The 13,184-nt window shown below is 40.3% G+C and carries 11 protein-coding genes and 2 pseudogenes; 6 read left to right on the top strand and 7 right to left on the bottom strand.

The window, feature by feature from the left end:
- The first annotated feature begins 196 nt into the window (after window positions 1–196).
- From P20652_RS20305 to P20652_RS01210, 4 genes are all read left to right on the top strand, one after another.
- On the top strand, window positions 197–343 hold the full coding sequence (locus P20652_RS20305; RefSeq protein WP_008172538.1) for a helix-turn-helix transcriptional regulator: 147 nt from the start codon (window positions 197–199) through the stop codon (window positions 341–343).
- A gap of 341 nt (window positions 344–684) precedes the next feature.
- Window positions 685–1,182, top strand: coding sequence for a transcriptional regulator (locus P20652_RS19200; RefSeq protein WP_237707160.1), 498 nt, complete (start codon window positions 685–687; stop codon window positions 1,180–1,182).
- A 472-nt stretch (window positions 1,183–1,654) separates the two neighbouring features.
- Window positions 1,655–2,245 (top strand): ATP-binding cassette domain-containing protein, encoded by a 591-nt coding sequence (locus P20652_RS01215; protein ID WP_008172545.1) that lies wholly within the window; start codon window positions 1,655–1,657, stop codon window positions 2,243–2,245.
- Window positions 2,242–3,357, top strand: a complete 1,116-nt coding sequence (locus P20652_RS01210) for a DUF6136 family protein (RefSeq protein ID WP_008172547.1) — start codon at window positions 2,242–2,244, stop codon at window positions 3,355–3,357. The genes P20652_RS01215 and P20652_RS01210 overlap by 4 nt, the downstream gene beginning before the upstream one ends.
- Here P20652_RS01210 and fadE read toward each other — a convergent pair whose 3' ends face one another.
- Complete coding sequence (fadE, locus tag P20652_RS01205; RefSeq protein WP_008172549.1) at window positions 3,358–5,814, bottom strand: acyl-CoA dehydrogenase FadE; 2,457 nt, start codon at window positions 5,812–5,814, stop codon at window positions 3,358–3,360.
- 324 nt (window positions 5,815–6,138) lie between these two features.
- Here fadE and P20652_RS01200 point away from each other — a divergent pair, with 324 nt between their 5' ends.
- Window positions 6,139–6,903, top strand: coding sequence for a class II glutamine amidotransferase (locus P20652_RS01200; protein WP_008172551.1), 765 nt, complete (start codon window positions 6,139–6,141; stop codon window positions 6,901–6,903).
- Window positions 6,904–7,203: 300 nt separating this feature from the next.
- On the opposite strand, the gene P20652_RS01195 is transcribed toward P20652_RS01200, so the two are convergent.
- From P20652_RS01195 to cmoA, 5 genes and pseudogenes are all read right to left on the bottom strand, one after another.
- Complete coding sequence (locus P20652_RS01195) at window positions 7,204–7,938, bottom strand: DUF3108 domain-containing protein (RefSeq protein WP_008172553.1); 735 nt, start codon at window positions 7,936–7,938, stop codon at window positions 7,204–7,206.
- A gap of 16 nt (window positions 7,939–7,954) precedes the next feature.
- Window positions 7,955–8,602 (bottom strand): phosphoribosylglycinamide formyltransferase, encoded by a 648-nt coding sequence (purN, locus tag P20652_RS01190; RefSeq protein ID WP_008172555.1) that lies wholly within the window; start codon window positions 8,600–8,602, stop codon window positions 7,955–7,957.
- A pseudogene (gene purM, locus P20652_RS19205) lies at window positions 8,602–9,653 on the bottom strand (phosphoribosylformylglycinamidine cyclo-ligase). Before purM ends, purN begins: the two are co-directional and overlap by 1 nt.
- A gap of 190 nt (window positions 9,654–9,843) precedes the next feature.
- Window positions 9,844–10,812, bottom strand: coding sequence for a tRNA 5-methoxyuridine(34)/uridine 5-oxyacetic acid(34) synthase CmoB (gene cmoB, locus P20652_RS01185; RefSeq protein WP_008172560.1), 969 nt, complete (start codon window positions 10,810–10,812; stop codon window positions 9,844–9,846).
- Between the two features lie 12 nt (window positions 10,813–10,824).
- Window positions 10,825–11,550 (bottom strand): carboxy-S-adenosyl-L-methionine synthase CmoA, encoded by a 726-nt coding sequence (gene cmoA / locus P20652_RS01180; RefSeq protein WP_008172562.1) that lies wholly within the window; start codon window positions 11,548–11,550, stop codon window positions 10,825–10,827.
- Between the two features lie 116 nt (window positions 11,551–11,666).
- Between cmoA and P20652_RS19210 the strand changes: the two are divergent.
- Window positions 11,667–12,352 (top strand): annotated as a pseudogene (locus tag P20652_RS19210) (DUF3334 family protein).
- A 154-nt stretch (window positions 12,353–12,506) separates the two neighbouring features.
- Here the strand turns inward: P20652_RS19210 and P20652_RS01175 are convergent.
- Window positions 12,507–13,184 carry a response regulator gene (locus P20652_RS01175; RefSeq protein WP_008172568.1) on the bottom strand — a complete coding sequence of 226 codons (678 nt, stop codon included), beginning with the start codon at window positions 13,182–13,184 and terminating at the stop codon, window positions 12,507–12,509.

Genomic DNA, 13,184 nt, shown 5'->3' on the forward strand with positions numbered 1-13,184 from the left:
CTTGTTATTTCCTCAATAACAAGTTTATAAAATCCTTGATTAAATAATTTAGTAAAACATTCTTTGGCTATCAGCTATCGTCTCGACTCTTTTGTACTAACCTGCTAATATTCCTGCTTATTCTTTAATATTCAGCTTCTCATATCTGCATGAATTACCAAGAATCTAATCTCACTTTAAAAAAGGAAGCATTAAGATGAGTACATTAGGTCAACAATTAAAGCAGCTACGAAATGACAAAAAACTGAGTCAGCCTGAATTTGCCCAGCAAGTGGGTATAGAGCAAAGCTATACCCAAACCACCTCAAGATGCGAGTTTCAGTTGGAATTAAAAGCGATTTAGGCAAGGCATTGATTGCAAGTAATAGTGGTTCTATTGTTAAAATCAATAACGCAGTATAAATCGCTTTTAAACCAACCCATAGGGCGTTTCACAGGCACTTACTTTCATCGTTGTTACTTCTTAAAAGGGATTGCCATTTTTGCAAAGTAACGCCTTGATATTAAGCCCCTGTGAAACGCTGAATTCTGCACCTTGAGGTGGCTTGGGTATATATATCCAAACTTGAAAACGATAAATCTATCCCATCGAATGAAATATTTAGATCTCTACTGATAGCATTAGCGCTTTCAATTGATGAGTTTATGGAGCCCCTCGTATCTAGCCATGACAAAACACGACTCATGCAAATACCCGATGTAGAGCTGTGGTTTAAAAGTAAAGCTGTAAAGAGCTCAGCCGCACAGCGTAAAATTATATACCTCGCTATGTTTTTGATTGCTTTTGGCTGTGCATTATTTTATGCAGGACATAAAAACTATGTGTTCAATGAACGCTTTTACGAATACAAATCAACGGGTGTGATCAAAACAGATGAACCTCTGAATGTTTTTACTCATTGGAGCAATTATATAATTGAGTCAAGCCGAGAGAAAAGAGAGGAAAAAAATCGGGAAATGCTGGCCAGAAGGGTACCAAGTTTTAAGTTAATGGATGAGTATGTCGGTGAATCATTTGTCGAAGAGGTTGAGGGAGGTAAACGTGTTTATAATGCAAATGAACTCTCGCGGACCATGTCACACGCGGGCAATAGTTGGCTTGAGTTTATCGGCATATTTGCCGCTGTATTTGGTTTGGTGTTCGCTGTATTTGAGCCAAAATTAACACGCCATCCACAATAAGTTTTAAGTTAAAAATACGCAGTTTAACTTTCAGTTTAGCCCACCGCTTCGTGGGCTCTCGTTATTTTATAAGCAAAACCTTCCAAGCTTATCTATTAGGCTAGGGAGAATGTGCCCTTTTTGCAATTGCATCTGCAATTATACTATTTACCTGATCAGGCGCTAATACATAAAATATTCAAGAGTGATATTAAAATTGCTTTTTAAAACAGTTTATATTGGCTTGAGGCTAAGCCATAACACCGTAGCTGTTAAAACTTATCTTTAGTGTGAAAACGGTAGGGTAAGTCGCTATTGATGACAGAGGTGGTTTCAGAGCTTCTTAAACTGTTTCATCTTTGCTAACAAAGCTCTATTACTATTAAGGAGTGAAGCTATTTTTATCATTAGTGTTGTTTCAAAAACGATCTCAATGGTTTTATTTCAAAGAAAAGTCTACTTATAATGTCATGCAAATTTAAAGGGATATTTTATGATTGAAGTGATTGGCTTAAATAAGCAGTTTTCTGACAACGTGGTTTACCGTGATTACAACAAAGTGTTTAGTAGCCAAAAAGTGTGTATTGATGCACCTAACGGTCAAGGTAAAACCACGTTACTTATGATGCTAGCGGGGCTTGAAAAGCCGCAAAGTGGTACATTTTTATTTGCAGGAAAAACGGCTAAAGAGCTAGGTAAAGAGGTCGCCCTTGCTACTGACCGTATTGCGTTACCAGAGTTTCTAACTGCCCGGCAAATTATACATTTATCTGTTAGTACACTGGGTTGCCAATGGCCTGAGGCGGTTATTAGCGGTTTTAATTTTAGTGAATTTCTAAATACGCGTTTTGATGCATTGTCATCTGGCAATCAAAAAAAGTGCCAGTTAATTTTAGCGTTAATGCGCAAAGCACCTTATCTATTACTTGATGAGCCTAGCGCAGCTCTTGATCAAACGAGTATCCAATATCTTCTCTACTTACTTGACTTCTACTTAGCAGATAAACCAAACGGACAAATTATTATTACTTGCCACGAGCCTGCGCCGTTTGTTGAACAGGGTTTTGAGTGCATCTCGTTATGAATATTGCTTTTAGTAAACACTCATTAACCCAATATAGAGTATTTATGGGTTATCGGTATTTGGCTTATCAGCTAGAGCTTAAGCAATTATTGTTACAACTGAAAAGCTTTGGGTTGTTATTTTTAGTGGTGCTAGGCTCGTCAGTGTTGGGTTTGATATTACTACTTTTTTTAGGCCTAGGAAAAATTATAGACAGTAGCTCAGCACCCCAATACGGCGCACAAATGGCGTTATTTTATTTGTTACTACAAAGCGTGATGCTTAGCGCAATGAAATCAGCGATTAAAAATAGTCACCAGCGGTTATTTCAGCGCACTATTGCGCGATCAGTTTGGTTATATTTAGTCGATATTAAATTATTAACTTTAAGTAATGGTTGGCTAATAGCCAGTGTATTAATTGCGCTGGATTTAACACTGTCACAATGGGTTAAAGTACCGCATTTTATTGTATTTATGTTGCTGCAGTTTAGCTTGGGCGTTTTGTGTTTATATAAACCCAGCGCACTGGTATATGGCTTTTTATTTAGCACGATATTAGTGCTGGTTCCTATTCATATGCAACCGCTCACTTATCATATGAGCTTTGCTTTACTGTTTGCGCTGAGTCTTTTTGTCCCCGTGGTTAATGTTAACGGGCGTATTGCAGTAAGTTCATTATTTGGCTTTTGGTTTTGTTATTTACTAAACCATCGTTGGACACTTGTTTGGCGCGTGTCGCTACTTTTATGTGTATTCATGGCATCAGCTGCGCTAATAAACGAACGTGCTGATTTAGTAGCTATACTTGTGATATTAGCCATGGCTTTTATTGTGCTTTTTAGTAGTTCATTGCAATTTGATTGCGGTAGGGTGTATGAGCAGTATCGATTATTTTTTAAAACATGCGAGCGAGAACGCGCCTTTTATATTAGCCAGTTTTTACCTAGCATATTGCTGTTTTTAGTAGCCACAATAAGTTATAGCGTTATTTTTGGTCACTCTCATAGTGTATTATTTGTCATTGGAAATATGTGGTGTGTATTACAGGTTTACCTTGCACAAAAAAAACCAGCGCATTATGCGCTGGTTTGGATTGCTTTTACAGCTGGGCTGCTTGCTTTACTAAATTAGTTAAGCGGCATCAGCTTCTTTTTTAACGCTATTACGCGCGGCTTTGCCTGCAAGTAAGTCAGCAGGGTCGAAGTCATCAACGTTAATAACATCTAAACGAGATTGCTCAACAGCAGCTAGTTTATCAGCCTCTGCTTGGCTTAAAATGCCTGCTTCAAGTCCCATTTGCGCTACTTTATCAAGCTGGAAGAATGGCAGTTTAAGACCTTTTTCTTTGCATACACGGTCAAATAATGGCTCAACAGCAAGTACGTCTTTAAGCGTTTGTTCTTGACGACCTACAAGGTTAAGCGGCTCATTTGTTAAGTATACATAGCTTGCTAAACGGTTACGCGTTTCGCTAGGTACTTGTAGTAGTTGCGCAAGTTTATGCTCAAGTTGGTCAGTTGGTTTACGAACCGGGCGACCAAACGGGAATAACAATACTTTTAACACGGCGCGTAGTGGAGCCGAAGGCATGTTATTAATTAAATCAGCAAGTGCACGTTGGCAATGATAAAGGTGATCTTGGCAACTCCATTTTACTAGCGCAAAATCTTCTTTTTTACGGCCTTCATCGTTGTAACGCTTAAGCGTTGCAGACACTAAATATAAGTAACTAAGTAAGTCACCTAAACGTGCTGAAATACGTTCTTTACGTTTTAGTGAACCACCAAATACTGCCATGCTAATGTCTGACATAAGAGCAAGTGATGCACTAAAGCGTGAAGCTATACGGTAAAACTCAGCGGTTTCGTCGTTGTATGGCACACTTGTAAAACGAGCACCGGTAAGTGCAAGCCACTTAGTACGTACCAGGTTCGACATGGTAAAACCAATATGACCCATTAACGCTTTATCAAATACATTAAGCGCTTCTTCGCGGTCTTCAATTTCGCACGCACCAAGCTCGGTAAGTACAAATGGATGACAGCGAATTGCACCTTGACCATAAATAATCATATTACGGGTCAAGATGTTTGCACCTTCAACGGTAATGGCAATAGGTGCACCTTGATAGCCACGACCTAAATAGTTATTTGGCCCAAGCATGATGCCCTTACCGCCAAGTACATCCATTGCATGAATAGTTGCATCACGCATTTGCTCTGTCAGGTGGTATTTAATAATGGCAGAAACAACCGATGGCTTTTCGCCTAAATCAACAGCACCCGTAGACATACTAACCGCAGCATCAGAGCTGTAAGCGTAACCAGCAAGTTTTGCTAGTGACTCTTCAACACCTTCCATTTTACCAATAGGTAAACGGAACTGACGACGAATACGGCTATACGCACCCGTTGCAACGGCAATCATTTTAATGCCACCGGCAGAGTTTGACGGCAATGTAATTGCACGACCAACCGATAAACACTCAACCAGCATGCGCCAGCCTTGACCAGCCATATCTGGACCACCAATAATATAATCAAGTGGTACGAAAATATCTTTACCGCGAGTAGGACCATTTTGAAATGGTACGTTTAGCGGGAAATGTCGACGACCAATTTCAACTCCAGGAGTGTCCGTTGGAATAAGTGCACAGGTAATGCCTGGCTCTTTATTGTCGCCAATTAGGCCATCTGGATCTTGTAACTTAAACGCAAGACCAAGTACGGTAGCCACTGGGGCAAGTGTAATGTAACGCTTATTCCACGTTAAACTAACACCCACAACCTCTTCACCATTCCATTGCCCTTTACATACCACACCGTAGTCTGGAATTGAGCTTGCATCAGAACCCGCTTCTGGCGACGTTAACGCAAAACATGGAATTTCTTGACCGCTCGCTAGGCGCGGTAAGTAATGATCTTTTTGCTCTTTTGTACCATAGTGCTGTAATAATTCACCTGGGCCTAAAGAGTTCGGTACACCAACAATTGACGAAAGTAATGTTGATTTACTTGTCAGTTTTTGAAGTACACAAGACTGTGCAAATGCAGAAAACTCTAAACCGCCGTATTCTTTTTTAATGATCATGGCAAAGAATTTATTATCTTTTAGATATTGCCATACATCTTGAGGAAGGTCGGTTAACTCGTGCGTTGCTTCCCAATCGTCCAACATGCTACAAACTACTTCAACAGGGCCATCAACAAAGGCTTGCTCTTCAATAGTAAGTTTAGGAACTGGGTATTGGTGAAGTTTTTTCCAATCTGGGTTACCGCAAAATAAGTCAGCTTCCCACCACGTCGTACCGGCATCAATAGCTGATTTTTCAGTATCAGACATGCTTGGCGTTACTTTTTTAAACGTAGCAAAAATAGGCTTGATGATATATTGCTGACGAAGGCCAGTAACAGAAAGAGGAACCGCGATGATCAAAAAGATCAACCAGCTAATTAAACCAAAAGCACCCGCAAAGGTACCAATTAATAAAGTTATAGCCGAAACACCAAGTGCTGTGTTCCAACTTGCTCTGTGGTAAACCGCTGTGCAAAGCAGCGCGATTAATACCAGTGTAAATATGAGTGTCATTTTTATTCCTTAATAGAGGTCAGACCACCTCACTTAGAGTAGCGCTAGTAACAGTAATTTTCAAGTACATAACGATGTTAAATTGTAGTAGATAGTAACTTAAATATTATATTTAATTACCCGGCAGAGGAGGGCTTAATTACTATAGTATAGTCAAAGCGTTAGCCGTAAGTAGTGTTAACGTAAAAATAAATAAATCTAATAGCAAAATGACACTTTTTAAGTAAGTATAGTTGTTATAGCGGGCTGCAAATTAGTGTACGCTTAATACACAACTATAACGCCATTTATTTTAATGTATGGTTTTTAAGGGTTATTTTATTAATGTGTGAATTACTTGGCATGTCAGCCAATGTGCCTACCGATATTTGTTTTAGTTTTTCAGGCCTTTTAGAGCGTGGCGGGAACACGGGACCACATAAAGATGGTTGGGGTATTACATTTTACGAAGGTAAAGGCTGTAGAACCTTTAAAGATCCGCAGCCGAGCTATCAATCTGAAATTGCAAAGTTCGTCAAAGCATACCCCATTAAAAGTGTCTCGGTTATTAGCCATATTCGCCAAGGTAACCGCGGGAGAGTATGCCTTGAAAATACTCATCCTTTTACGCGAGAGTTATGGGGGCGCGAGCTTACTTACGCTCATAACGGGCAGCTATCTAATTATCATGATTTAAAACCGCAGTACTATCGTCCAGTAGGTAACACCGATAGCGAACTCGCTTTTTGTTGGTTACTTGATAAAATTCGTGAAAAATACCCAAAGCGTCCAAGTAATATGGCGTCGGTTTTTAGATACGCCGCGAAGCTTTCGCATACGTTACGTGAAAAAGGGGTGTTTAATATGTTATTGACCGACGGGGTGTTTGTTTTAGCGTATTGCACTAATAACTTACATTACATAACGCGCCGTGCGCCATTTGGTAAAGCAACGTTGATTGATGCCGACATGGTGGTTGATTTTCAACAAGAGACAACTCCAAACGATGTGGTAACAGTTATAGCTACAAGGCCGCTTACAAACGATGAACGCTGGAAAAAAATGGAGCCGGGGGAATTTGCTTTGTTTAAAATGGGTGAGCTAATTTAGCCCACCTATTTTAAATATCAGGACCTGTTTATCTTTCGAGGTTAAATTTGCAGCAGACTGTTTGGTATTTAGGCAAGGCAGAGCCTATGTAGTGTGGTTATTCCCCATAAATAGGCGATAACGTTGCATAAATGCCAAACATGCGCTGTCCGAAGGGTTCTGCCTAGGGGCTATCTACTCTTTGTTGCTCGGTTTTTACTTAGCCCACTAGGTTACAAACCTCGCGCCGCGATTAAATAGCCCCTAGGTTGAACAAATTTTAATCCTGAAAGGTCAACAGGTCCTTTGGTTTAATTAAATTTAGTTAGCTTCTTGAGGTTGTTGTGCTGTTGCAGGCGCAATAGCTGTTGGTGCAGTAACAGTAAATGAATTCATTTGAACTTCAAACTGCTCCATACCTTTTTCGCCTTTCCACATACGTACCAGCATGTAATCCATTTCTGGTGCAAACCACGCAATTGCTTGGCGTTTATCATTATCGTATAAACGTTTTACTTTAATGGCTTCTACATTACCGATAGGTAGGGAGATCATCTCTTTTTCTACAACTTCAAAGTTGTAGTCGCGGCGGTTACCTTTTTTGTCTATGAGCGGGAATGAAAAACTTGTTTCGCCTTTTTTCAATCCTTCGCGCACTTGCACTTGGTATGAAATAGCATCCTGAAATTCATCAGTCCATTCGCATTTAAGTGGGTATTCGCTGACGCTACTAGTCACTACTTTATTTGTCGTATCAAAATCAATTTTATAATCTTTATCTGGGCCTGTACCGGTGCGGATCATATTGTAATGATGCGGGGTAACCTTGCCATCTTTAAAGGTAAACTGTGATGTTTCTTCACGAGAATCAGAGAAAATCATCCACTCAATATTGCTGTGGTATGTTAGTTCATAAGTATCGTCGCCCATTTTTTTGAGCTCACGAACAGCCTCACCATGATTTTTACCTTTGCGTAAAATATCGTAGTTAGCTTGATATTGGGTCAATTCGCCTGCAATTAGGCTAGTTGGAAGTAAAGCGCCCGCACATAGCAACAGGGCACTTATTTTTTTATTGTGAGTAGTGCGCGCCGTGTGCAGGAAGTTGTTTTTTGTCAAGAACTGCATAATCTGCTTCCATAGTAAGTCTGTGTTCACTGAACCACTTGACCACCAAAGGATAAATTATATGCTCTTGCTCATGCACGCGTTTTGCTAATGTGTCTGCTGTATCATCCTTGAGTACAGGTATTTGCGCCTGAAGAATAACGGGACCGCCGTCTAATTCTTCAGTAACAAAGTGAACACTTACGCCATGAACATCGTCTTTTGCATCAATTGCTCTTTGGTGGGTATTCAGCCCCTGATACTTAGGCAACAAAGATGGATGAATGTTCAACATTTTTCCAACATATTTTTGCACTAAGCCAGGAGTAAGAATACGCATAAACCCAGCTAATACAACTAGATTTGGCATAAAAGAGTCGATAACGTTCATTAATTGCGCATCGTACGCTTCGCGCGAGTCAAAATCTTTATGACTGAGCACTTTTGTAGCAATACCAGCTTGTTTTGCACGCTCTAGGCCATAAGCGTCTGCTTTATTACTAATAACAGCCGCTATATGTCCGTTTATCTCGCCACGTTCGCAGGCATCTATGATGGCTTGTAAATTAGAGCCACTACCTGAGATTAAAACTACCAGACGAGTCGGTGCCATTACTTAGCACCACCTACAATTTCAACTTGCTCTTCGCCAACTGCTGCATCTTGAATTTCACCAAGGTGCCATGCATTTTCGCCCAAGTCTTTTAGCATTGTTAAGCTTTGCTCAAGTTTGTCTGCAGGGACTACTAAAACCATGCCTACACCACAGTTAAATGTACGGTACATTTCGTGTGTAGTAATATTGCCGTTTTCTTGTAACCAATTAAAAATTGGTGGCCACTGCCAGCTATCACCTTTAACTACAGCTTTTGCTGAAGCGGGTAATACACGTGGAATGTTTTCCCAAAAACCGCCGCCAGTAATATGCGAAAGCGCATGTACGTCAACGTTTTTGAATAACTCGAGTAAAGGTTTTACGTAAATACGCGTAGGCTCAAGTAAAGTTTCGCCTAAAGTTTTACCTTCAAAGTCAGCGCTGGTATCAGCTTTTGACACTTCAAGTACTTTACGAATTAAAGAGAAGCCATTTGAATGAGGGCCGCTTGAAGCAAGTGCAATAAGCTGATCGCCTGCGGCTACTTTTGTGCCATCAATAATTTTTGATTTTTCTACAACGCCTGTACAAAAGCCTGCCATGTCGTAGTCTTCACCATCATACATACCTGGCATTTCAGCTGTTTCGCCACCAATTAGGGCACAACCTGAAATTTCACAACCTTTGCCAATACCTGTCACTACGTCAGCTGCTGTGTCTACATCTAGTTTACCAGTTGCATAGTAATCTAGAAAAAACAGGGGTTCAGCACCTTGAACAATTAAGTCGTTTACACACATTGCAACTAAATCAATACCAACCGTATCGTGTTTTTTAAGTCGATTGCTAAACGTAGTTTAGTACCAACGCCATCTGTGCCTGCAACTAATACTGGTTGCTTGTAGCCTTCAGGAATTTCGCAAAGTGCGCCAAAACCACCAATTCCGCCCATTACTTCAGGACGACGAGTTTTTTTAACTACGCCTTTAATACGCTCAACAAGTGCATTACCAGCGTCGATATCTACGCCCGCGTCTTTATAGCTTAGAGACTGTTTTTGTTCGCTCACAGGTTTTCCTCAAAATAGTTGTTTTGGGTTACTTAGAAACGCGCGTATTTTACAACAATTGCAAGGTCGCGGCCAGCGTAAATGTAGTTTTGAAATAATTAACAAGGACACTTGTCCGCTGTCTGTTGTTTAAATAAACAAAAAAACGCCCGTAGGCGTTTTTTAAGTATTAAAGGCATTAAATTAACCGCTATGCTTTTGCGGTTAATATAGCTCTAAGTGGAGCAGGGTAGCCTTCAATTGTTTTACTTGTATCGTTTGGATCTAAAAAGTCGATTAACGATTCGTTTTCCATCCAATCGGTTTTGCGTTGTTCTTCAAGCGTGGTAATAGCGCAATCTTTTATTTGCACATCTTTAAAGCCAACGCGTTCCATCCACAGTTTTAATGCTGCAGTACTTGGTATAAACCACACGTTGCGCATTTTAGCGTAGCGATCAGTAGGGACTAGTACTGTATTTTCATCGCCTTCAATTACTAGGGTTTCCAGTACGAGTTCGCCGCCTGGACGAAGCTGCGCTTTTAACTGCGCTAAAAAGTCGATAGGTGAGCGACGATGATAAAGTACGCCCATCGAAAAAACCGTATCAAACGCTTTAAGCTCGGGTAATGCTTCCACGCCTAGTGGCAGTAAATGCACGTTTTCGTCTGGGTTGTAGTGTTTAATTGCCTGAAACTGACATAAAAATAAATCAGACGGATCAATACCCACTACAAATTCTGCACCTTCACCGCGCATACGCCATAAATGATAACCAGAGCCACAACCAATATCTAAAACAGTGCGGCCTTTTAATGGCTCAATATGAGGCAGCAGGCGGTCCCACTTCCAATCACTGCGCCACTCTGTGTCTATTTCAATACCGTGCACACTAAATGGGCCTTTGCGCCATGGCATCATGCGTTTTAATAAATGCATGGCTTGCTTTTGCTCGCCATCACTCATCTCCCCTGGCGCGCCAATTTCTACCTTAGTAGAAATATCAACATGGCTTGTTGAAACCTCAGGCAAGTTTTTAAGTACTTTTTGCCATTTAGGTAAATCGCCATGGCTAGCCTCGTTCTGCCAATGTTTTAGTTGTGCAGGCAGTGTTTCTAGCCAGTGACTAAGTGGGCTTTGTGCAATAGATGCGTAAAATTGGTTAAACCATTGAGACATGGATGACTCTCTTTATTTAATTGCTACCATTGAGCAAAAATTAAAACATTGATACCACACTTGAGTTTGGCTAAAACCAATATCTTGTAAGCGAGTAAAGTGAGCGCTTAGTGTATCTGGGCGCATAACGTTTTCGATGGCGGTACGCTTTTGGCTTATTTCAAGCTCAGAGTAACCATTGTGTCGTTTAAAGTCGTGGTGCAAATCAATCAATAAATTGTCGCATTGCTCGTTTTGCGCTTTAATTTTTTCGCTTAGGAGCAATACGCCGCCAGGTTTTAAATTAGCGTATATTTTTTCAAGCACGGCTTGGCGCTGCGCGTGTGGAATAAACTGCAACGTAAAGTTCATTGCCACTACTGAGGCGTTTTGAATCTCAAGCTCGTTAATATCGCCCAAAGTAACAGTAACAGGCACATCTGATTTAAAACCTTGTAAATGTACCTTACAACGCTCAACCATAGCTTGAGAGTTATCTACCGCTATTATATGGCAGTTATCGGTGCGAATATTTCGTCGCATGCTGAGTGTTACTGCACCCAGTGAGCAGCCTAAATCATAAAGATTTGAGTTACTTTGCGCGTATTCACCGGCAAGTTTGCCCATTGTACTGACAATAGTTGCGTAGCCAGGCACAGAGCGCTGGATCATATCTGGAAAAACTTCGACTACATTTTGATCAAAGCTAAAGTCTTTTACTTGTTGCTCAGAGGCATAAATACTGTCTTTTATGGTCACGAAGGCAGTCTCTTTGAAAATAATGGTGCTATTTTAACATTTTATACTGGATAGTCAGTGATAAATTCAGTAGCTTGACTAGAATTATGAATAATAAGTACAAAAGAGAAGATTAAATGAGCAAAAGTAAGGTCATCAGTACCGACGATATATTAGCAACCCTTTGTCATTCAGTGACAGGTGTACTCACATCAGCCAGCGGTAATGGTATTAGCTACTCAGCCATGGTGCAAAAAATAACGCGAACATGTATGCGGCCAGATATTGGCTGCTTTGTTTTATTTGACGGCGGTTTCACTGGGCTCGTAATTACCAACTTTACTTCGCAAGCAGCGATGGAAATTTATGGCGACTACATGCGCAACATGGGAATGCCAGAAGATGAAATAGCGCATAGCCATTTATCAGACGATGTATCAAACGTATTAGGCGAGTTAATGAACCAAATTGTTGGCGACTTTACGTCTAAAGTGCGCGAGCAATTACATACTTCAATTACACAAAACCAGCCAAAAATGATGGCAATAAACAAGCAAGTGCAAATATCGGTAGATACCACGATGGATCGCCCACAAGCCCGCCGCGTAACATTTACCACAAGTAAACAAAATATTTTTACTTGGAATTAGCAATGGATAAAACGGAGTTTATTAAATTACATGACTTTGATATTGCAGAAGCAATAGATCCAGACGACATAATTGCGGACGAAGCTAAAAAGAAAGCGGATAAAGAAAAAGCATCTACCGCAGTAGAGCAAGACGATAGCGATGATGATTTTATGGCAGGTTTAGGGCTTTAAGTCTATCTACGTAGGTTGAGTGAAACAAAATCCAACGATTGCTCAGCCATCAATCTTTAGTTGATAGCTGTTAGCAATCAGATTAGTGATTAAAATAAAAGCGCGATTTATATCGCGCTTTTTCGTCATGTTAGTTTAATTTGAATAAGTAAACCTACTCTTTAAACTTATAACCCACACTATAAACCGCTGCTATTGGGTTTAGCCCTGCTTGAATGTCGTTAATCTTTTTTCGTATATTTTTAATATGTGTATCTATGTTGCGATCGGATATGTCGGTTGTGTCGCTGTATACGTTATTAATAATATCTTCGCGGGTAAAAACACGCCCTACGTGGCTTATAAATAATAAAAATATTTTAAACTCGACGGCGGTAAAGCCAATACTTTTGTCGTTTAGGCGTGCTTCGTAATCGTCTTTGTGTAATTGGAAATTATTATGATTGATGATGTTGGTTTTAGGCTGGCTGGTCCTTCTTAGTACGGCTTTTATGCGTGCTATAACTTCTTTGGGGCTGAAGGGTTTGCATATGTAGTCATCGGCGCCGATCTCTAAACCCTGCAAGCGGTCTATTTCCTCACTTTTTGCGGTAAGCATAATAATAGGCAGACTTGAAAAGGCTCTTATTTGCTTACATAGCTCTATGCCATCAACATCTGGCAGCATTAAATCAAGAAGTATTAAATCTACTGCGTTTTGTTTTACAAAACTAACTACACCTTTGCCACTATTAAAGTGCTCAGTTTCGTAATTTTGTTGCTTAGCGTAGGCAATAAGTACCTCGGCAATGTTTTCTTCGTCTTCAACGATAAGTATTTTTTGTGATGCCAT

It is taken from the genome of Pseudoalteromonas sp. BSi20652, assembly GCF_000239855.1.
Taxonomy (GTDB): Bacteria; Pseudomonadota; Gammaproteobacteria; order Enterobacterales; family Alteromonadaceae; genus Pseudoalteromonas.

Coding starts and splice junctions, on each gene's coding strand:
- P20652_RS01175 (WP_008172568.1), bottom strand. CDS start 13,184: ATGGCATCACAAAAAATACTTATCGTTGAAGACGAAGAAAACATTGCC.
- purN (WP_008172555.1), bottom strand. CDS start 8,602: ATGGCACCGACTCGTCTGGTAGTTTTAATCTCAGGTAGTGGCTCTAAT.
- P20652_RS19200 (WP_237707160.1), top strand. CDS start 685: ATGCAAATACCCGATGTAGAGCTGTGGTTTAAAAGTAAAGCTGTAAAG.
- P20652_RS01210 (WP_008172547.1), top strand. CDS start 2,242: ATGAATATTGCTTTTAGTAAACACTCATTAACCCAATATAGAGTATTT.
- cmoB (WP_008172560.1), bottom strand. CDS start 10,812: ATGTCTCAATGGTTTAACCAATTTTACGCATCTATTGCACAAAGCCCA.
- fadE (WP_008172549.1), bottom strand. CDS start 5,814: ATGACACTCATATTTACACTGGTATTAATCGCGCTGCTTTGCACAGCG.
- P20652_RS20305 (WP_008172538.1), top strand. CDS start 197: ATGAGTACATTAGGTCAACAATTAAAGCAGCTACGAAATGACAAAAAA.
- P20652_RS01200 (WP_008172551.1), top strand. CDS start 6,139: ATGTGTGAATTACTTGGCATGTCAGCCAATGTGCCTACCGATATTTGT.
- P20652_RS01215 (WP_008172545.1), top strand. CDS start 1,655: ATGATTGAAGTGATTGGCTTAAATAAGCAGTTTTCTGACAACGTGGTT.